At 43.2% G+C, this 21,273-nt stretch carries 20 protein-coding genes; 7 read left to right on the top strand and 13 right to left on the bottom strand.

Going from position 1 to position 21,273, the window contains the following annotated elements:
* Positions 1–13: 13 nt before the first annotated feature.
* Entirely contained in the window at positions 14–505 is a 492-nt protein-coding gene (locus tag ABYU67_RS04235; protein ID WP_372843765.1) for a hypothetical protein, read from the bottom strand.
* Between the two features lie 292 nt (positions 506–797).
* On the bottom strand, positions 798–2,084 hold the full coding sequence (locus ABYU67_RS04230; RefSeq protein ID WP_372843764.1) for a hemolysin family protein: 1,287 nt from the start codon (positions 2,082–2,084) through the stop codon (positions 798–800).
* Positions 2,085–2,570: 486 nt separating this feature from the next.
* Here ABYU67_RS04230 and yajC point away from each other — a divergent pair, with 486 nt between their 5' ends.
* From yajC to ABYU67_RS04200, 6 genes are all read left to right on the top strand, one after another.
* Positions 2,571–2,897, top strand: coding sequence for a preprotein translocase subunit YajC (gene yajC, locus ABYU67_RS04225; protein WP_372843763.1), 327 nt, complete (start codon positions 2,571–2,573; stop codon positions 2,895–2,897).
* Positions 2,898–3,181: 284 nt separating this feature from the next.
* Positions 3,182–5,059 carry a protein translocase subunit SecD gene (gene secD, locus ABYU67_RS04220; protein WP_372843762.1) on the top strand — a complete coding sequence of 626 codons (1,878 nt, stop codon included), beginning with the start codon at positions 3,182–3,184 and terminating at the stop codon, positions 5,057–5,059.
* A gap of 9 nt (positions 5,060–5,068) precedes the next feature.
* Complete coding sequence (gene secF / locus ABYU67_RS04215; protein WP_372843761.1) at positions 5,069–6,313, top strand: protein translocase subunit SecF; 1,245 nt, start codon at positions 5,069–5,071, stop codon at positions 6,311–6,313.
* Positions 6,314–6,529: 216 nt separating this feature from the next.
* On the top strand, positions 6,530–7,930 hold the full coding sequence (locus tag ABYU67_RS04210) for an MATE family efflux transporter (protein WP_372843760.1): 1,401 nt from the start codon (positions 6,530–6,532) through the stop codon (positions 7,928–7,930).
* A gap of 72 nt (positions 7,931–8,002) precedes the next feature.
* The gene (locus ABYU67_RS04205) at positions 8,003–8,734 is read left to right on the top strand and encodes an AzlC family ABC transporter permease (RefSeq protein WP_372843759.1); all 732 of its coding nucleotides are present in this window, start codon (positions 8,003–8,005) and stop codon (positions 8,732–8,734) included.
* A complete protein-coding gene (locus ABYU67_RS04200; protein ID WP_372843758.1) occupies positions 8,724–9,083 on the top strand; it encodes an AzlD domain-containing protein in 360 nt (119 codons plus the stop codon). The genes ABYU67_RS04205 and ABYU67_RS04200 overlap by 11 nt, the downstream gene beginning before the upstream one ends.
* A gap of 121 nt (positions 9,084–9,204) precedes the next feature.
* Here ABYU67_RS04200 and purF read toward each other — a convergent pair whose 3' ends face one another.
* The 11 genes from purF to ABYU67_RS04145 form a co-directional block, all read right to left on the bottom strand.
* Positions 9,205–10,740, bottom strand: a complete 1,536-nt coding sequence (gene purF / locus ABYU67_RS04195; protein WP_372843757.1) for an amidophosphoribosyltransferase — start codon at positions 10,738–10,740, stop codon at positions 9,205–9,207.
* 254 nt (positions 10,741–10,994) lie between these two features.
* Positions 10,995–11,492 (bottom strand): CvpA family protein, encoded by a 498-nt coding sequence (locus ABYU67_RS04190; protein WP_372843756.1) that lies wholly within the window; start codon positions 11,490–11,492, stop codon positions 10,995–10,997.
* A 130-nt stretch (positions 11,493–11,622) separates the two neighbouring features.
* On the bottom strand, positions 11,623–12,657 hold the full coding sequence (locus ABYU67_RS04185) for a quinone-dependent dihydroorotate dehydrogenase (RefSeq protein WP_372843755.1): 1,035 nt from the start codon (positions 12,655–12,657) through the stop codon (positions 11,623–11,625).
* Between the two features lie 329 nt (positions 12,658–12,986).
* Entirely contained in the window at positions 12,987–13,388 is a 402-nt protein-coding gene (locus ABYU67_RS04180) for a DUF4870 family protein (RefSeq protein WP_372843754.1), read from the bottom strand.
* Between the two features lie 217 nt (positions 13,389–13,605).
* Positions 13,606–14,169, bottom strand: coding sequence for a type II secretion system protein GspM (gene gspM / locus ABYU67_RS04175; protein ID WP_372843752.1), 564 nt, complete (start codon positions 14,167–14,169; stop codon positions 13,606–13,608).
* Positions 14,169–15,476: a type II secretion system protein GspL gene (gene gspL / locus ABYU67_RS04170; RefSeq protein WP_372843751.1), complete on the bottom strand. Its 1,308-nt coding sequence runs from the start codon at positions 15,474–15,476 to the stop codon at positions 14,169–14,171. The genes gspM and gspL overlap by 1 nt, the downstream gene beginning before the upstream one ends.
* 117 nt (positions 15,477–15,593) lie before the next feature.
* Positions 15,594–16,052: a phosphohistidine phosphatase SixA gene (gene sixA, locus ABYU67_RS04165; RefSeq protein WP_372843750.1), complete on the bottom strand. Its 459-nt coding sequence runs from the start codon at positions 16,050–16,052 to the stop codon at positions 15,594–15,596.
* A gap of 99 nt (positions 16,053–16,151) precedes the next feature.
* Positions 16,152–17,447: an NAD(P)H-dependent glycerol-3-phosphate dehydrogenase gene (locus tag ABYU67_RS04160; RefSeq protein WP_372843749.1), complete on the bottom strand. Its 1,296-nt coding sequence runs from the start codon at positions 17,445–17,447 to the stop codon at positions 16,152–16,154.
* Between the two features lie 198 nt (positions 17,448–17,645).
* Entirely contained in the window at positions 17,646–18,305 is a 660-nt protein-coding gene (locus tag ABYU67_RS04155; protein ID WP_372843748.1) for a nitroreductase, read from the bottom strand.
* 179 nt (positions 18,306–18,484) lie between these two features.
* Positions 18,485–19,591, bottom strand: coding sequence for a cell division protein ZapE (gene zapE / locus ABYU67_RS04150; RefSeq protein WP_372843747.1), 1,107 nt, complete (start codon positions 19,589–19,591; stop codon positions 18,485–18,487).
* 243 nt (positions 19,592–19,834) lie between these two features.
* On the bottom strand, positions 19,835–20,494 hold the full coding sequence (locus ABYU67_RS04145; RefSeq protein ID WP_372843746.1) for an alpha/beta hydrolase: 660 nt from the start codon (positions 20,492–20,494) through the stop codon (positions 19,835–19,837).
* Between the two features lie 409 nt (positions 20,495–20,903).
* On the opposite strand from ABYU67_RS04145, the gene ABYU67_RS04140 reads away from it, so the two are divergent.
* The gene (locus tag ABYU67_RS04140; protein WP_372843745.1) at positions 20,904–21,272 is read left to right on the top strand and encodes a hypothetical protein; all 369 of its coding nucleotides are present in this window, start codon (positions 20,904–20,906) and stop codon (positions 21,270–21,272) included.
* The last annotated feature ends 1 nt before the right edge of the window (position 21,273 follow it).

Here is a 21,273-nt window from a genome sequence, read left to right as displayed (position 1 = left end):
TATTAGATAAAAACTAGTTAATCGTAACTTGGGATACCGCACGTAAAAGTACCGCATTACCAGTAGACAAAGTCAGGGTTACCCGTGATGTGGTTACAAACGAGACTTTTTGTCCATCTTTGACCCAGCTTTCATTGGTCGTTACATTGGCTTTTGCTTGCTCACCTGAAATCACAATATTGTCAACATTGATATCATAGCGATAGTTTGAAGTATTGCTCCAGCTATTTTGTAGCAGCTTTAAATAGGCGTCTTTATCCAAACTGGTAGACTTGCCTTTTCTTGACAATGAAATCAATGCCTCATCAGAAACCAAACGCGCGACCTGATTGGTATTTTGACTATTAGCCGCAGCTTTCATAGCAGACGCGTAATTCTGTACTAAGGCTTCTGTCATAGTTGCTGCCTGCGCATCGATAGTCATGGTGCTAACAGCGACTATTGCGGTCACACTAGCACTTTTCATCAATAGAGCCAATAGCCCTGTTCGCCAAAATTGTTTCATGATATTCCTTAGTGTGAGCGCAGTCTATTCTTAACGGCTGCGCTACTCGTCGTAAATTATAGAACACTGTTTATATCCAATAGCTGCTCTATCTATAACAGCATCTGCCGTTGATCCTTTATTGACAACTGAATCAGTGTTCTCTTAATCAACATGTTTAACAAGAATTTTATACTAGATTTTTAGCAGCCTCTTGTCAGGCTAGTTTTAGCCTATCACTTAATTCTCACAGCTATGTGACACCCTGTGTAATTCTTGCGATAAATCTCACAGGGCACACATTTATTTATTATCATTTATTGTCAGCGTTATAGTCTTCATAATGCTCATCATCACTCAGCTTCATACCCAAACGCTCAACACGTCTGTCCATCATTTGCCGAGCTAATGCTTGCATGTCTTCAACACGGTCTATCTCATCAACAATTTCAAGACCCAATAGTGTCTCAAACACATCTTCTAAAGTAACCAAGCCCTTGACTTCGCCATACTCACCAACCGTAATAGCAATATGGATACGGTTTTTGAGCATCAGCTCTAGTAGATCAAATAACTTCATTTTTGAGAATACAAAGGTGATATCTCGTTTAAACTGCGTCAATGGTCTATCGACAGCATGATTCACCTTTGCCAATAGCATGTCCGTTTTTAATACAAAGCCTGTAATATTGTCCAAATCACCGTCATAGATTGGTAATCTTGAGAATGTCAGCTTTGGGCGATCAACCAATAATTCTGCAACGGTTTTATTTTCTTCAAACGCCAGCATCACTGAGCGCGGCGTCATAATATCTTCGACTTTAATAGCACCAAATGCCAGTAAGTTACGAATGATACGCGACTCTAATGGGTCGATCTGTCCTGATTCTTCACCAATACTGGCAAGCGCGGCAAACTCACGACGGCTAAACGCCTGCGGCTCTTTACCGCGTACAAGCAGCTTGGTGAGCTTCTCTGATATCCAAATAAGTGGATACAGTAGCAATATAATACCGCGGACAAAATAAGCAACAACGCCACCTAGCTGGCGCCAGTATATTGTTCCAAGCGTTTTTGGCATAATTTCCGACAAAAACAAAATCGCTAATGTCATGATTGCAGAAAACAGACCAAACCATGCACTACCAAATACAATCGTTGCTTGTGCACCAGCACCAATAGAGCCTAAAGTATGCGCCACTGTATTTAGGGTCAAGATAGCTGCCAAAGACTGATCGATATTATCAACCTTTAAGCTTTTCAGCATATTTGCTTTTTTTGGATTGGTTTCTTGAATGTCAGCAATATATGACGGGGTCATGCTGAGCAATGCAGCCTCTGCCAACGAACAGATAAATGAGATACCAATCGCTACTACCACAAATAAGATGAGCAGTAGTATGCTACTAGCACTTGGGTCTGCCAAAGCTTCAGCCGCCCAAACCGTTTGGGGCAGCAATGTTACGCCCGATAATACTAATAATAATTTGATACTCAAGCGAGTATCGCCACGCATCGTCGGGGGAGGTTTGGCAGAGGCGTCTTTACGACAAGCACGCGAACGATGTAAACGAGGTACAGATACAAAAGAGGTGAACAAGTTAGGTAACCTAAATAAAGAAGAAAAAGGAAGTCACAATATATCATGAGCAGACGGCAGCAGTGAAAAAATATTATCTGATACAGTATGGATTTTTGCTATATAAATAAGTGAATATCACTCAGTGCCATGGCATAAACCCTACTATAAAGACTGATGCCTATCTGCCTCTGATAGTAGCATTGCTATGCTTATTTCACAATAAATCGCTATATATTCCAATAATCACGATACACTTTAGAATCAGAAAATATCAATTTACTTTTTTAATATAGTCGCTATTTAATCTTAGGCTTATTTGGTAAATGAATAGATTGCATATAGTATAGACAGTTTAAAAACCAAGCTAGGCAAAATGGCGCATGTTTAACCAGTCTTTAGCTTAAGAAAAACATACCCAGCTTATGATTAACAGTTACCAAGTCCGGTATTTTTTGCTACTATGCGTCTAAATTAATTGTTATCTATAACTTGTCGAGAGAAACTATGTTGTTATTTATCCAAGCTGCTCATGCTGCAGAAACTGCCGGTGCCGCTTCATTATTCGGTCAAATTTTACTACCAGTTGCTTTTTTCGCTATTTTTTACTTTTTGGTGATTCGTCCACAATCAAAACGTACTAAAGAGCATCGCGCTATGGTAAATGCTTTGACAGTCGGCAGTGAAATCATCTTTGCTGGTGGTTTGATGGGTCGTATCAAACATTTAGAAGGCGATTATGCAGTGGTCAGCTTAAACAATAATACTGATATCAAAGTACAACGTGCTTCTGTTATTTCAGTATTGCCAGCTGGTACTATCGAAAGCGTTTAATCGTGACTCGGCAGTATGCTAATTGATCACTAAGATAATGATTTACCGTTATTATTTTCAGTATCAATTAATAGTTGTAATGACTATGAAATGACCGTACATTATTTACGGTCATTTTTGACTTTACCGTTTTATGTTTTACTATCATCGCGGATGATCGCAGTGGCACACTATCATGGCTGCTATAGCAACTGAATAAGTGCCGCCTCACTGTTATCGCTAACTTCCCATCGGCTAACTTGTGACCTGTGTCGCCAGTAGTTTATCAACTTAAAGAAGTGATTATGCAATATCCCGCTTGGAAATACCTACTCATCATCGTCGTACTAATCATTGCCGGTCTATATGCTGCTCCTAACCTATACCCTGACGAACCTGCTGTACAGATAACCAGTGCCGCAGCAGGTACGCAGCTGTCTGAAGGCATCTTGACTGAGTCGCAAGGCTTATTAAAAGAAGCTGGCTTGAACTACCATGATGGTACGTTTAAAGACAACAGTGCCCTAGTACGTTTGGACAACCCAGTTGATCAGCTCAAAGCTCAGGAAGTATTGAGACAAAATTTGGGTGAGAACTATGTGGTTGCACTGAATTTAGCGCAGACAACACCGCAGTGGTTACGCGATATCGGCGCAAAGCCCATGAAACTCGGTCTTGATTTACGCGGCGGTGTCCGTTTCGTCTTAGAAGTGGATATGGACAAGGCGCTTGAACAACGTCTGACCAGTGCCAGTCGTGATATTCGACGCGACCTAAGAGCTGAGCGTATTGCGGTTAAAGGTATCAAAAACGACAAGCGTACTGTGGTATTGCATTTTTCTGATACAGACGCTCGTAACCGCGCACAAAACGTGTTGCAAAGCTCGATGGGCAATACTTTTACGCTGCAATCTTCTATCGATGAGCAAGGTCCTGCCCTGATTTTGGCGTATAACGATGCGACGCTTGATGAAATCAACAGCTATGCGGTCAATCAGAATCTCACCACCCTACGCAATCGTATTGCTGAGCTTGGGGTAACAGAAGCCTTGGTACAGTCACAAGGCGCTAGCCGTATCGTCGTTGAGCTGCCTGGTGTACAAGATACCGCTGAGGCAAAACGTGTCCTTGGTCGTACAGCCAACCTTGAGTTCCGTATGGTCGCTGAAGGTGCCGAAAATTATACAGGCGGGATACCGCCTGCCGGTACTGAAGCGTTCCCATTTGAAACCCTTGATGGACCGCCTGTATTATTAGAGCGCCAAGCGATCGTCACTGGTGATAAAGTCACCAATGCTCAGACTGGTATTGATGAAAGCGGCTCACCTGAAGTTAGTATCACCTTAGACAGTGCTGGTGGTAAGCTCATGCAAAACGCTACCCGTACCGCGGTTGGCAAACAAATGGCTGTATTGTTTATTGAAAACAAACAACGCATCGCTTACGAAGAAGACCCAGCCACTGGCGAAACTGTTGAAGTTCGTACGCCCTATGCTGAAACAAAAGTCATTAACCGTGCCAATATTCAAGCGGTACTAGGCTCATCATTCCGTATTACCGGTCTTGATAGTAGTGCTGAAGCCGCTGAGCTTGCACTGTTACTACGCTCAGGCGCATTGGCAGCACCAATGTATTTCGTTGAAGAGCGCACCATTGGTCCATCACTGGGTCAGGAAAATATCGATAAAGGCTTATTCTCTACGCAGGTAGGTTACTTATTGGTCTTTGCGTTTATGATTATCTTCTATCGCCTGTTTGGTGTGATTGCCAATATCGCTCTAGCGGTTAACGTTATTATCATCATCTCTATTATGTCCATCTTAGGCTCATCACTGACGCTACCTGGTATCGCTGGTATTGTATTGACCATTGGGATGGCGGTCGATGCCAACGTTCTGATTTTTGAGCGTATTCGTGAGGAGCTGGCAAATGGAGTGAGGCCGAAATCAGCTATCGTAGCGGGTTTTGATCGTGCTTATAGTAGTATTTTCGATGCCAATATCACAACCTTACTGGTCGCCTTTATCTTATTTGCGATTGGTACAGGTCCGATTAAAGGCTTTGCGATTACTTTAGCGATTGGTATTGTCAGCTCGCTGTTTACGGCCATTTTGGTCACCCGTGCGCTGATACAAATTGCTTATGGTAAGCGTAAATCTATCAAACGTCTGAGCATCGGTTAGGAGAAAACTATGGCCATCGATAATAACAACCCCCTAGAACAACAGAACAATCCTGAACCCAACGGCTCAAATAGTACAGCAACTGGACGTGGGCGCAAAAAACCGCGCCGTGATGGTAAGGGTAGCAATACCCAAACCAATAACGCCACTACTAAGAAATCAGCCAGTAAAAAGCAGCGTAGCGGCGAACATGCGAGTAAAGACAGCCACGTGCTCGCGACTGCCGCTATCGACCCTAATTTAGACTTAGGTGATGCTGCTGACGATGCTGCTGCTTATGCCGAAGGCGGTATCAAAGCCGTTGGTGATCAGCGTATTATCCCTTTTATGAAGATAGAAAAGCCCATGGGTATTTTATCCATCATCTTGGTAATCGGTAGTATCATTGCGATTGCGGTCAATGGCTTAAACCTTGGTCTCGACTTTACTGGCGGCGTGTCAGCAGATGTGCGCTATGAGCAATCTGTTGAGCAAGGTGATGTGGTCAATGCGTTAGCAGATAATGGCTTTGATGATGCCATTGTGCAGTATCTTGGTACCTCGCAAGAGCTGCTCATACGCTTGCCCCCCCAATCTGATAACGTTGATGGGCTTAATGCTAGTCTTAGTGATGCATTAAAACTTCCTAATAATGATGTTGAAATCAGCAATGTAAATATCATCGGTAGCCAAGTAGGTAATGAGATTTATCTAAGCTCTGTCATGTCGATTGTACTCGCACTAGCCTGTATGCTTGGGTATGTCGCCCTACGTTTCCAGTTCAAGCTGGCGCTTGGTGCGGTATTGTCCTTGTTCCATGATGCTATCGTGACCATCGGCGTCTTTGCCTTATTTGGTTTCCCGTTTGATTTGACAGTGTTAGCGGCTATCTTGGCATTGATAGGTTACTCATTGAACGATACCATCGTCGTTTATGACCGCATTCGTGAAAATTTCCGCCGCGTCCGTGGTATCACGCCGCGTCAAACGATTGATCTGTCATTGACAGAGACGCTACGCCGTACCATTATGACTATTTCTACGGTATTGTTAGTTGTCCTTGCGATGCTATTTTTGGGCGGTGATGGTTTGTTCTGGTTCTCAGCGGCGCTGTTTATTGGTCTACTTGCTGGTACTTACTCCTCAACCTATATTGCAAGCTCGATTCCGCTAGCGATGGGTCTATCACGTGATGACTTTATTGTTAAAGTAAAACCTGAGTTTGAAGAAGAAATCGTGACCTTTAATGATCCAAAAATGTATGAGCAAGATTGATAATGGCATTTGAGCTTACTGAGTAAACTCTCTCTTAAGTAAGTTAATAAGCGTTATCATGACAAAAGCACCTAGACTCTAGGTGCTTTTGTCTATGTATATCTCAAACAAAATAAATGATTAAACCGATAGTTAAAAGTTCGAACGCTGCTATGACAGCTTATCCTTAACACTATTTATAAACATGCTAAATTTGCCTGTCTAAGTGATTGTCTTATGTCAAATGCCTTACCGCCAACCACTATGTCGCCCATTGATACTCGCTATGCGCGTATTATCGCTATTGCATTGCCGGTATTATTGGCAAATCTTGCCATGCCGCTGCAAAGTGTGATCGATACGGCAATTATTGGCAATATGAATGATACGGCAAAGCTTGCTGGCATCGGGCTTGCCGTACAGCTGCTCTCCTTGCTGCTTGTCAGTTTTAACTTTTTGCAATATGCGTCATCTGGGCTGTCGGCGCAAGCATTAGGTCAACTGAATAATAAAGATTTCTCTAACAATAACCATGTGCCATCACCGCTATTGTCAATCTTACAACGTGCTTTGGTTTTGGCATTTATGATTGGCATGGTTTTGCTGCTGACAAAGCCTTGGCTCATTGATATCGGTCTACGGGCACTGTCCGCCAATCCTGACAGTGGCGCTGCGGCAAAGACCTATTTAGATGTGCGTTTTTGGGGTGTGATTGCTGAGCTGATGAATTTTGCTTTTATTGGCTGGTTTGCAGGTCAAAGTAAGACTCGTTATATGCTATATCAACAAGGTTTTATCGCCATCGCTAATATCATTCTGACACTATTCTTTGTCTTTGCGATGGATATGGGCTTAGTCGGTGTCGCCTTGGGAACAGCAATAGCTTTTTGGATGGGCGTGGTTCTGGCATTATGGCTCAGTCGTCTACATTTGAAAATCTCTTGGCGAGCATTATTTACCGCTGATCCGCAGCATTTTAGTAAGAATAAAATGCTTAGGCTATTTTCATTAAATAAAGATATTTTTATCCGTACGCTTATCCTAACCTTAAGCTTCGCTTGGATTACTCGCTTGTCTGCCCAAAGCGGCGATATCATATTGGCAGCCAATGCCATTTTATTACAAGTATTGAGTATCTCAGCCTTTGCCCTTGATGGGGTGGCAGTTTCTGCGGAAACCTTGAGTGGACAAGCAGCTGGACGACGCGACTGGGTACGATTTCGCATCATTGTCAAGCGTACCGGTATCGTGAGCTACGGTCTTGCTATTATTCTAAGTGCGATATGGTGGCTTGCAATGCCTATATACTTAGCGTTTATGACCAATATCGATGCTGTCTTTAGCCTCGCCTATGATTATCATCTATATGCTGTTTTACTACCACTGGTTGGGGTTGGTGCTTATTGGTTAGATGGGATATTTTTTGGTTTAACAGCAGGTAATATTATCCGTAATGCAGCCCTTATACTCGCAGCTATCTTTTTCCCCTTGAGTCGGCTACTTTATGAGCAATGGGACGTAACTGGCATTTGGCTTAGCGTATGGAGCTTATTATTGCTTAGAATGTTGATACTCGCTGGGTTTTTATATCATGCTCATCAAACAGGCAGCTATGAAAAACTCCAGCTTGACCATTGATTGATCAGCATTGCACCATCACTCTCTTATAAAATTTGAGAATACATAAAACAGTAAACACTAGGACATGACGTGAACACTCAATCAAATGAGATCCATAAAATTCAAGTACAGGGCTATGACTGGGCCGAAGGTTTTAAAAAAAGCTTGCCAGTTGCCATGGGTTATTTGCCTGCAGGCATTGCCTTTGGCGTGTTGGCACAAGTGGCGGGCATACCAGTATGGGCAACGATTATGCTCAGCATTGTCTTATACGCAGGTGCCGCTCAATATGCCTGCTTACCGATGTTAAGTGCTGGATTACCCATCGGTAGTATCGCTACCAACATCGCTGCCATTAATCTGCGTCACGTCTTTTATGGTATGCCCCTATTGCAATATCTTCCCAAAAACAAAATAGCCAAGAGCTATTGCTTGTTTGCCCTAACCGATGAGACTTTTTCGGTCATAACCAGTTTGCCGAATGAATCACGGCAATCTTTGATAGTGCCCATAAGTTTCTTTAACCAAAGCTGGTGGGTATTAGCAGGTGCGATTGGGGTGATGATTGGCAATACTCTCAGTGATTTGGTACCCCATTTAGATTTTGCTTTGGTGTGTTTATTTGCCATTTTGGCGTATGAGCAATTTCAAAGCATCAAACGTTACTTCCCTATTATTATTGCGGTTATTGCTCTGGTCGTCGCTTCATTTTTCACTAGCAGCTGGCTATTATTGGTCGCCATTAGTATCTGTATACTGATGATTTTAGCACGAGGTTTTTGGACAAAATTGAGCGCGGTGGGAGATGATCATGAACAGTAGTTATCTGATTATGGCAACGTTTGCGATGGCAGCAGTGACTTTTATGACCCGCGCCCTACCCGCTTTGATACCCAAAAAGCTGCTTGATACCCCTTGGCTACACAGGTTAAATGAGAGTTTACCGCTGTCTGTCATGGTATTGTTAATTTTGACCAGCTTGTCCTATCAAGGTCTATTGCAGAATACAGCTTTGACTAGCCCAGAGCTGCATTTATTAATGGCACAAATTGGCGCTCTGTTACTGGTATTGTTTATCTATCATATTAGCCGTCAACTACTGGTCAGTATGGTGGTCGGTATCACTGCGATTAATGGATTTTTATGGTTATTTGATGCTTTTTTAATTTAAAGAATCACGCTTATCACTCTGTCTTTTGGTAATGCATTTTATCGTCAATCTGATTGCAAAAAGGCTGAATTCTCAATGAATCCAGCCTTTTTTAATACTACAGTCTAAGATATAAAGAAACTTATAGCTCTTCTACACCCATCATATCTACTGGTGTATCCGCTACTATCTGTACCCCTTTTTTACCCTTTTTAGCCGTATCATTACGCTGCTCTTGCAAATGCTCAAGATAGGCTTCGTTGATTTGACCAGTGATATAGCAGCCATTGAATACCGCACAATCAAAACCTTCAACTTTACTGTGCTTAGTGTCTTTTACCGCTTCAATCAAATCGTCCAAATCTTGGAAAATCAAACGATCAGCGCCAATGATATCACGCACTTCTTCGACGCTATGCCCTGATGCGATAAGCTCGCTACGCACTGGCATATCAATACCATAAACGTTTGGATACTTAACCGGTGGCGCGGCACTGGCAAAGAACACCTTACGCGCACCGGCGTCACGTGCCATTTGAATAATTTCATGACAGGTGGTACCACGAACGATAGAGTCATCAACCAAGAGGACGTTTTTACCTTTAAACTCTAACGGCACCGCACTCAGCTTTTGACGTACTGACTTTTTGCGCTGCTGCTGACCTGGCATGATAAAGGTACGACCGATATAGCGGTTTTTCATAAACCCTTCACGGTACTTGACGTTCATCTTCAATGCCAACTCCATCGCTGAGGTACGCGAGGTATCAGGGATAGGTATAACCACATCGATATCGTGATCTTCACCCCATTCAGCAAGGATTTTATCTGCCAGTTTCTCACCCATACGTAAGCGCGATTTATAGACAGAGATATTGTCCATAATCGAATCTGGACGGGCAAAATAAACGTACTCAAAGATACAAGGCGTGTATTCTTTTTGCTCGACGCACTGATGTGTGTGCAGCTTATGGTCCAAATCAATAAAAATTGCTTCGCCTGGCTTAACATCACGAACGATAGTAAAGCCTGAACCGGTCAGAGCAACCGATTCTGATGCCACCATATATTCTGTGCCGCCATTGGCCGCCATGCGCTTACCAAAGATGAGCGGACGAATGCCGTTTGGATCGCGAAACGCCAATAAGCCATGACCTGTAATCAAAGCGACTACACCATAAGCGCCTTCAACACGACCATAAACCGCTGTCACTGCTTCAAAGATGTCAGCAGGCGTTGGGTGGGTTTTGTCTAGATTTTGCATCTCGTGTGCCAGCACATTGAGCAAAACCTCAGAGTCTGAGTCGGTATTTAGATGGCGGCGATCTTCTTGATAAAGCGACTTTGCCAAGCTCTCAGCATTGGTCAAGTTACCATTATGGGCAAGGGTGATACCATAAGGCGAGTTGACATAAAAAGGCTGGGCTTCAGCGCTGCTTGACGTACCAGCAGTCGGATAACGCACATGACCGATACCGAACTTACCGACCAGCTTTAACATATGGCGATTCATAAAAACGTCACGTACCATGCCGTTTTCTTTACGTAAATATAAACGTCCATCTTGTAAAGTCACAATACCTGCCGCATCTTGCCCGCGATGCTGCAACATGGTTAAGGCATCATACAAAATTTGGTTGACCGGCTCATGAGCTGCGACCCCAACGACTCCACACATAGTTGTATCCTATTTTGAATTTGAACCACACATTAAAAACACAATAACGGCATCAATACTGACCAAGTCGTTTTCGTTTATGACCTATCATATGCCGCCAAGCTGATGATGTTTGCTAAGATTAAAATCTTTTTTAAAAAGAGAATGACCTATGACACAAACGGTTGATGATTAAGCTCACTATTAAGCCTTGATCATTGATGGATGGTATTTTACGAATATTAGATGCGGTTGAATAGCTTTTTATTCAACCCTTATGATTGATTAACCTGATCCCAAGCCATCCCAAACATATCTGAGACGAGCGCTTTACCAACAGGGGCATAAGGTAACAGTTCGGGTGCCAGTATAGATGTTTGCCACTGCGGCATTTGTACCAATAGCGGCGCACTAATACTAAGAACCACCAAGACCATCAGCACATTTTTAGCCGCGCCCAATAGACCACCTGCCATTTTATCAAGCACACCCAAACGCAAGGTTTTTAAAACCCCTGAAAACACAAAAGCAACTAGGTGCATGATAGCCAATATCGCAATCACTACCAATAAAAAAGCACCAGCCATCTGTAAGACAGGGTTCTGGATGATACTCGATAACTGCGGTGCTACGGAAGCGGCCAATCGACTGGCGGCAATAAGAGCGATGAACCAACCGACTAGACCGACTGCCGTCTTAATCAAACCCACTTGAAAGCCGCGCCATAAACCTATTAGCACCACAACAGCAATCACAATGTCTAAACCACTCATGTTTACCGCCTCGTTACTTTGTTACCTTGTTACCTTGTTACCTTGTTACTTTATATCTATGGTATCAGGTGTTGCATTAAGTATTGAATAATATGCCTTCATACTTTTAATGTCATTCACATAGCTTCACTTAACTTTCCATCGCGTCGTAATAACCACCGATAGACTGTATACAAGATTGTACAAGCCCAGGCCCTTTGTAAATAAGTCCTGAATACAGCTGCACAAGCTCTGCGCCCGCTTCGATCTTTTTGACGGCTTTAGCGCCACTATCGATACCGCCGACCCCAATCAATGTCACTTTACCATCCAGCTGATCAGAGAATTGTTGTAAAATCTGCGTACTAATGTGGCTGACCGGTCGACCTGATAAGCCGCCTGCTTGATCGCCATCCGGCAAATCTTCGACGCCTACGCGGCTCAATGTGGTATTGGTCGCAATCAAACCATCAATCTCAAAATCCAGCAGTTGCTGAGAGATATAATCTACCTGTATTGGATCTAAATCAGGTGCGACTTTTAGAACCAATGGCACATAAAAACCGTATTCTGTTGCCAATTGACTGTGGCGATTTTTGATCGCATCTAATAGATGGGTTAACGCTTCCCCGCTTTGCAGATCACGTAAATTTGCGGTATTTGGCGAGGAGATATTGACAGTGATGTAGGACGCATGTGGGTAAACACGCTCTAAGCAGTAAACATAGTCATCAGCCGCTTTTTCAACTGGCGTTGCAGCATTTTTACCGATATTGATACCGATATTGCCTTTGTATTTACAGCGCTGCACATTTTCTATGAGGTAGTCGACGCCTTCATTGTTAAAACCCATACGGTTAATAATAGCGTCTGCTTGTTTAAGCCTAAATAAACGTGGTCTGTCATTACCAGCTTGCGGTTTTGGCGTCACCGTACCCACTTCGATAAAGCCAAAACCAAGCTCAGCTAAGGCATCAATATAATCGCCGTTTTTATCCAGTCCAGCAGCGAGCCCAACAGGATTAGCGAACTGCAAACCCATGCAATCAGTTGGCTGCATAGATTGACCATAAACCAAACCTAAAACACGCGCCTTATGAGCTTTATCCAATAAAGATAAGGTCATTTCGTGCGCGTGTTCAGGGTCCATATTAAACAAAAAAGGGCGAAGTAAGGCATAAGACATAGTAACGACAGACCCTGCTTGAAAGTGAAAATGAATAGAGAAAACCGATATGGGCAAGCGCAGCGATTATATCAGCTTAGTCGAAATAAGACCAAAGTTTCATCAGCCAATTTTACTATAAAGAATATATAGTGCATTCAGTATTAAAACGATATAGCGGGACTGGAATAAATTTTACGCACCTTCTGTCGGCATAGAATAGACATAGCACGCCAGAAAAATTTATTCCAGTTCTGCGTTACAATGTAGCGTATCTACTTTATAGGATATCTATTTTATTTGGCATCGACTATAAACAACTACTTTCTATAGTCGATGTAGCTCAATTACTAAGGGACAGGTCGACCATCCGCTAGAGCAATCCAGCCTCGCACGATACGGTATAAATGCCAAATAAAGGCAACACCCATAATAATAAAACCAACGCTAGCCAGTAATACCGAGCCGACAGCGATATTACCGCTGTCTGCCATGATACTCACGCCAAAGCTACCAAGGGCAAAGGTGATGATGCCAATACCCACGATAAACCATACGATACTGTACCAAAATGTTTTAATCTGCCAGTCAAAGTGGGTAGCAAGCCATGTACCTTCAGCATCACGACGTTTGGCATAATTCATAAAAATAGGCACAATCCACAGCAAACCGGCAGTAAAATAACTGAGTACATACAATAAATAGGTAATGTGGTTATAAGTCACTAAAGAGCGGTTTTGATTATTATTCATATTATCACCTGTCATGGCATAGTGTGCTGAATGCAAAGCCCTAGAGGCAAATGGGACATAACTTTTAAGGTAAAAAGCAAAGTAAAACGTTTGTGATAGCCATTTTATAGTGTCTAAGCATTACTTTTTCAATAAGATTTGCCGTCTAAAGGGGTTTATCAGTATAAAAGCGCTTGGCTATTGTTGGATAGAGTTTATCCCTATGCCCCTTGTTCCTTTATGATGAGGTTACGGTAGCTTGCACCTGAATCGCTTTGGTCAGCAAATCTTGCTGCATAGACAGCTGAGTGAACTGCCAGCCTTGCTGTTCAAGCTTACCAAGGGCCGCGCTCACCACTGCTTGACTTGGGTTATTAAAGCTCAATTGCACCGTCTCACCAGCAGCTATCACTTGCGCATCTACAATACCTGAACTCGTCAACAGCGTATTGACACTATTAGCAGCAGGTATGGCTTCAGCTCCATCAGTAGTATTGGCAGCCGCTAACGCATTACTATCAACATTGCCTGCTTGGGCACGCAACCAAAAATAATCAGCAACCTGTTCCTGATACTCGCTTTTGCTATTATTGGCTGCTTGATGAATACTATAACCGCCATAACCGCCAATAAATAATAATAAAAAAGCAGACAGTAATAGCAGCGCTAATTGGTCGCGAGAAGACAATGCCTGCCAGCGTATAAACAGCAGGCTTTGATAGTCTTTTATTCGCGTCGACAATACCCCGGTCTGCAGCATCGCTGTGCTACGTTTGGTACGGCGCTGTAGTATTTTCATCATTATCCTTTATTGACGCCGCTGCTATTTTCTAAGACATTGACCGTTACTTGACCGCTAAACTGCCCTTGCTCATTACCATTTACTTGCTCTAGTTTTGCCGTTAGACCTTGTGCGACGAGTGTGGCTGTAAACTGATCAAGACTGCCGCGATCAGGCGCTATTAAGGTAAAGCTAAGTGCTGACGGCTGCATAACCAATGCTTGTGCCTTTAATGAGGATTGTTTGATCAAAGGTGAGATACGCGACAGTGCTGCCATATGTGACGCCGGTGCTTGACCATCGCTGCGCAGTTTTGGCTGTAACTGTACTTGTAATTTGGTGCGCGTACTAAGCGGCTCATTTGGAAACCAAGACTGATATTGTGTGGCAATCTCAGTCTTGGTCGCAGTGGTAGCCTCATTATATTGATACCATTGCACCGCATCGGTCGCCATTTGTAGTACCAGTGCCGATAATGCTACCATCAACGCCACACGCAGATAAGGTGACAACTGCGAATCCGTTGACTTAACAAAAAAGTTCAGGGCATGACGCTCTGGATTATCTAGTGGTTTTGGCGGCGTCACTAGTGTGGTTAATAACAATTGATACTTGGCGATCATCTCCGCTGTGATCGCGGTAAAGCCGCCTGCTGGTATATTAGGTTGTGCGACCACATTTAGACTAGTAAGTCCATCATCAGTACCAGAAACGTCATGGATATCAGCAACAATGTTATCCATGTTCCCAATGTCACCAATAGCAGGTACGATTAAGACCTCGCTTAAGTGTGGAAAGCGCTCAAAGATTAACGGCAGATAACTGATGCCCATCCCTTGATATAAGGATTGGCGCAGCAGCATGGTTTCTTTGTCCTGATATAAGGTGATTTGCTGCCCAGCCCCTTCTTCTGGTAATGGTAGTAATAGAAAATCAGGCAGCAAAGCGACGATATTCATGCCAGCAAGCTTTGCGCTCTGTTGCCATAACTCGATATCAGTCTGTGCCAGCGCATAAAGATGATGGGTGTTGTTATGACTCATTTGCCGAATAGCCAATTGCTCAACAGGCGTTAAAGACGTCTCTTCAAACAAGTACTGCTTGCCACTAGCTCCCAACTGCTTAAGCTGAGCGCTGTTGAGCTCCGTATCAACTTGTAGCATATGCGTAGACGGAAAATAAAGACAAATGGCTTTTTGGCTATTTGCTTTATAGCGACTATAGATATCCTGTAGCTGCTGCCAACCCTCGACCAACTGCCAATGCTGACTGTCTTCATGCCAAACGGCTAGTGGACTGTGCTGCGCTCTTAACCAAACATGTAACACCAAATGCGTCCTCAATTATTAAAGCCATAATATATCAAAGCTATCATTTAGCTAAAAGGCAGATGCTCTAGGACCATCAACAGCAGCACACTTATAAATCATCGATAATCACTTAGATTAATAAGGCTGATCCGGTACGAAGCGAGCCGTCTCGCGTGCCATACCTGCCATCACAAAGTCCATCTCAAACACACGTGCTTCTGCTAAAGAAAAAGACTCAGGATAATCACCCGTTAGCAGCCCTGCGATATAAGCCACAATGGACATATGACAAACCACTACCAGACACTTAGCTTCAATATCAGCAATCTCATGTAACGCTTGACGCGCATCATCAGATGGCGTGAGATTGTCTTGTACGCTTGATGGCACAGTAGGCAGCTGCGCCTGTAACGCTGCCAGTGTCTGCTGCGCCCTCACATAAGGGCTGACCACAAAATAATCCGGCTGATAATGGGCAGTGATATACTCGGCGGTCTGCCTTACTTGCTGCTGACCAAAATCAGTCAGCTGCCGCGCACTGTCTGGACGCGTCTCATCCTCTGCTTGACCATGGCGCATCAAAATAATTTTCATACGATATCAGCCTTTTTTATTGTTCTTATACCGCCAGTGCAAATTATAAGTAACTCTCTTTTAGTGACAGACTATTGCTATTGCACTAACAACTTCTTATTACTTATTACCCTGCTTATCTTTATCCTCTTTTGCTTGATTGCTTGCTGTTTGCATTTGTGCAGTCAGTGAAGCATTACTGTGGTCGTGCTCCATAACAAATTCAACATCACTACGGAACCCTGCTTCCATCAAATGCAGAGCAACACCAAGCGCCGCTTTGTCTTCATAAATGACGGCATGTAACGCATGAGTAATAGGCATATAAATGCCTTCTTTAGTGGCTTTTTCATGTACTTGCTGAATGGTATTCACCCCTTCAGCAGTTTGTCCCAGTTTTTTGACCGCTGCATCAATCGTCATACCACGACCAAGCATATTACCGATACGATAATTACGACTTAACTCAGAGCTACAAGTGGCATACAAATCCCCGACACCTGATAGCCCTAAAAAGGTCAGCGGATTGGCACCAGCATGTACACCAAAGCGACTCATCTCTGCTAAGCCACGGGTCAATATCATCGCTTTGGTATTTTCACCAACCTCGTAAGCCGCTGCCATACCCATAGCAATGGCGTAAATATTTTTTAGCGCGCCGCCAAGCTCTACACCGCGGATATCGTCACTAGCGAACACTCTAAAGAATGCGCTATGTAACGCCGCTTGTACAGCATGACGTAGTGGCTCAGATTCACTAGCGATGACCGTAGCAGACGGCATGTTTTTCATGATTTCTATGGCAAGATTGGGACCTGACATCACACCAAAATTTACTTCAGGTAGCTCGTCTTTGATGATGTCACTCATCAAGGCAAAAGTATCTTTTTCCATGCCTTTGGTCAAAGAAACAATTGACTGCCCACTAATAAAAGGGGCGATACTTTTAAGGGTTTCGCGAAACGCCAATCCCGGTACAGCAATAAAGATAATATCAGTATCTTTTACCGCCGCTTGTAGATCATGACTGTATTTTAGACGATCATCAAGCTTATAGCCTGGCAGGTATTTTTTGTTCATTTGCGACTTTGCCATCGCTTTAACCGTACGCTTATTGCGCACCCACAGCGTCGTATCGCAGCCGTTGCGCGCCGCTAAGTTTGCCATGGCTGTACCGAAACTGCCGCCGCCCAATACTACCAGACGCAGTTTGGTCGGGTTATTGTGTATCTCTGCCATGTTTTTTGCCACAGCAGATTCCACCACACTTGGATTTAGCTTTTTACGTCCAATACCAGATTTGGTGGCACGCTCAATGATACCAGACAACAATTTGTTTTGTTTTTCAGCCATTTTTTGCTCAGCTTGAATATTATCTACATTGGTATCTGTGGTTTTGTCATTAGCGCTTGTCATATGTTTTATCCGTGTTGACTGACTTTATGATAAATTGGTTTATGCTGAGTATACAGTGAGCGCAGCAAAATGTATGAACAATTATTTGTACAAATTAGTGATATGAATGACGCTACCAGCTCAGCCAAACGGCCATTCTCCTCCAGTTATCGTCTAGCTGTGCAGTTTACTCCCTACCAGATTGGGTGATAATAGCCTCTATTGCTCAAAGCGTGTCAGTGGCTCAATATCAATTGGCTTACGCGTCGGCATATCACAAGGACTGCTTCCAGTATAAACAAAAGCCGTGACATAATCATCGGCACTCACATCAAAATACGCTTTAACGGCAGGCTCATTACAGAGTAACCCCGTACGCCAAACTGTGCTAAATCCCTGTGCCTTTAGCGCTAAAATAAGGTTTTGAACCGCGGCGCCCGCACTCAGCATCTGCTCAAAAGGGGGCACTTTTTCATGGGCTTTCATCTTTGTGACGACAGTGATGATAACAGGTGCCCGTAATGGCATATTATAAGTTTTTTGTCGGTCTTTCTCAGATAATGTCTCGCCTTCTTGTACCGCTTTGGCTTCAGCTGCCTCCAAAAATGCCCGACCGAGCTTATGACGAGCATTGCCTTGTGTGACGATAAAGCGCCATGGCTGTAGCTTTTTATGATCTGGAGCGGTCACTGCGCAATCGATAGCGGCTTTTATTTGATTCTCAGTTGGCGCTGGGATACTTAGATTGCCGATACTGCGCCTCGATTTAATCCAATTGATCAATTGTTCATCGGTCACTTGTGAGTTGGTTACTATCGGACTTTCGGTGTTGCTTGATTCATTATTATTATGATTTTGACTTTTTTCAGCGGTACTCATGGTCTATCCTTATTCATTATTATAGGTGTTTTGCTGTTAGATACATTTGCCCATGATAGGCAATATTATTATGGTTTTTTAAAATAGAAGTAAAAACAAACCAGCTGCTACTATCTTGTTATAGAGCCATCAACAGTAGATAACAGCTGGCTTTTAATCTGTAAAGCATTGGATACAATCTATGCCGCATCCGAATCTTCAGTGCGATGCTCCATTTTTAGATAATCTTCTGACTGCATCTCAAGCAGACGCGAACGGGTACGCTCAATCTCAAACGCCAGTTTTTGTCCTTGATACAATTCAAGAATCGGCTGTTGAGCCCTTACCAATAGTTTGACACGGCGATCATAAAACTCATCAACTAAGTAAATAAAGCGCCGAGTTGGGTCACGCATCTCATCATTTAAGGCGGGTACGGCGTTGATAAGTACGGTACTGAACTGTTTGGCAATTTCGATAAAGTCCGATGCCGAACGCGGCTCCATACATAAATGGCGGAAATCACAAAATAAGATGTCTTCGGTACGCGCGTTAATTTTGATTTCTCGGCCATTGATGATGATGGGCTCGCTACTAAATTTTTGGTTGTTAGATAGGCTGGCAAAACGGTTGGCAAGCCAGTGATGATTGGCTTTGGTCATAGGCGACTCGTACAGCTCAGCTTGTTGCAAGACACGCAAGCGATAGTCAATACCTGAGTCGATATTCATAACGGTCGTATGACGTTCAACTTCAGCAATAGCCGGCATAAAGCGATCACGGTGCAAGCCATCTTTGTAAAGACCTGAGGGCTCAATATTTGACGTCGCCACCAAGGTAACACCTCGGTTAAAGAGCATGGTAAACAAATCACCTAAAATCATCGCATCAGAGACGTTAGAGACAAAAAACTCATCAAAACAGATGATAACGGCTTCGGCATAAATGATATCAGCGACTTTTTCTAATGGATCACTCTCGCCTTGCAGCTTATGTAATTCTTGATGGACCCGCTGCATAAAATGATGAAAATGTTGACGCATTTTACGCTCAATGGTCAATGAATCATAAAACATATCCATCATCCATGTTTTACCACGTCCTACCCCGCCCCACATATACAATCCTTTGGGTGCAACAGGCTTTGCTTTAAAAAAACTAAAAAAGCCTTTTTTTTGTGCTGCGCTATCATTGAGCTGATGGTAAAGACCATCCAAGTAACTCATCGCCAAATACTGCTGCTCATCACGAGTAAACTCATCCGTGCTGATGGCTTGCTCATAACGCTGTAAGGGAGATAAACTCATAATACGACTCATCATTAAACAAAATATATATCAAAATAAAGTGTTGATACCGACAGTTGTTACTAACTTATGATTTTTACACTGAGATAGTAGCAACTGGTTTATCAGAATGGCGTATCACAACCACTCTTTAGGTTAACACAGCTTAAGGTCGCACAAATAATCTGTTAACGTCTAACAATACGAATGGGCGCAAAGCTATATTGAGTAATTCAAAGCATATCAAACGCTCTGTCGCCAATACTATATATCGCCGTTATACGTATGCTGCTCCAAAAGTTTTTTCAGCTCAGACAAGCGCCCATGAAAAAAGTGCCCCGCGCCATCAACAATACTGACATCAATCCCCAAGCGCTCTGCAAATGCTTGCATATTACTTGGAGCAATGACCTCATCCGCATTCCCATAAATCTCAAAGGTTCTATCAGCGGGTAATTCTATATTGCTGCTGTCGTTTTTTTCGACTGAGGGCGCAATGAGTGCAATCTTTGCTATCTCAAAATCATCCAGTCCCCATATGTGCGGCGACACCAGTACTTGCTCAGCCACTCGCGCTGTCACATAACCGCCGAATGAAAAACCCCCAAGCCACAATTTACGTGCCGGAGTTTGCTCAGCAATCCATTGTAGCACGGTCAATGCATCGACGACTTCCCCGTCTGCATAATCATGCTCACCTGTTGATTGTCCAACACCGCGAAAGTTAAAACGTACCACGTGCATACCATTATCACGAGCAAAGCGGTACATGGTCGTCACCACTTTATTATTCATCGTCCCATCAAACAGTGGATTGGGGTGGCAAAGCAGCGCGACAGTATCAGTATTTGGGTCAGTAGGATTGTCTTGTTGCCATAGCGCGTCAACCTCTAGCACGCCAGCAGGAGCGGGAATCAATTGCATATAGGACTTATTAGTTAAGAATGAATCAGACAATTATCCTAGATATGGTTTATATTTCAAGTGATTTGCTGTGTATTGCGACTATCTATGCACTTTTTTACTGTTAATCATAAACAAAATCTTGCGAACAGCCACATATTACTAGCAGCTATTAAACAAACTGAGAGCATGACCGTCTTTTTCAGTAGGTAATACAAGCGCAATATCGAACACAATAACCGCCTAGACACTCAATATACGAATAGGTTAAATTCATCCTATCTGTTAAAGCCTTTACTCATCGCTACATTACATCATTGTTTCATTGCCTCATTACTCAATAAAATCTTTAACGTATTAGTGGGTCAATTTTAGGTTTATACTTTTATTTTTATGTTTATGTTTATTTTATTGGAATTAGGGAACACTTATGAAGACTTTTAATAAAACCGCTACTTTAGCAGCTACCTTAGTCGCGGCCCTCACTTTGAGTGCCTGTCAAACCACGCCTTCATCGCCGGTCATTCAACGTGCCAACTCTATTTATGAGACGACCGGTATTGCCAAAACCAAGATAAAAGCTCAGCAAAACGCACTAGATAGTGCTAAGACTACTTGCCGAGGCAAACAGGTGATTATCGTTGATGATCAGGTGAAATATAATGGTATCTTAAATGAGAGTACAGGGCGTATGATTGGTCAAGCAAGTGCTGTGCTCGGTACCATCCTTGGTACAGGTTCACCAAATTTGTCACGTGATGATGATTATGAATACATGATCAGCTTCCGTTGTCAGTAGG

Source organism: Psychrobacter sp., assembly GCF_041554015.1.
Taxonomy (GTDB): Bacteria; Pseudomonadota; Gammaproteobacteria; order Pseudomonadales; family Moraxellaceae; genus Psychrobacter.
Note: the sequence above shows the minus strand (reverse complement) of the source record. Positions and strands in the feature narration are given on the sequence as shown.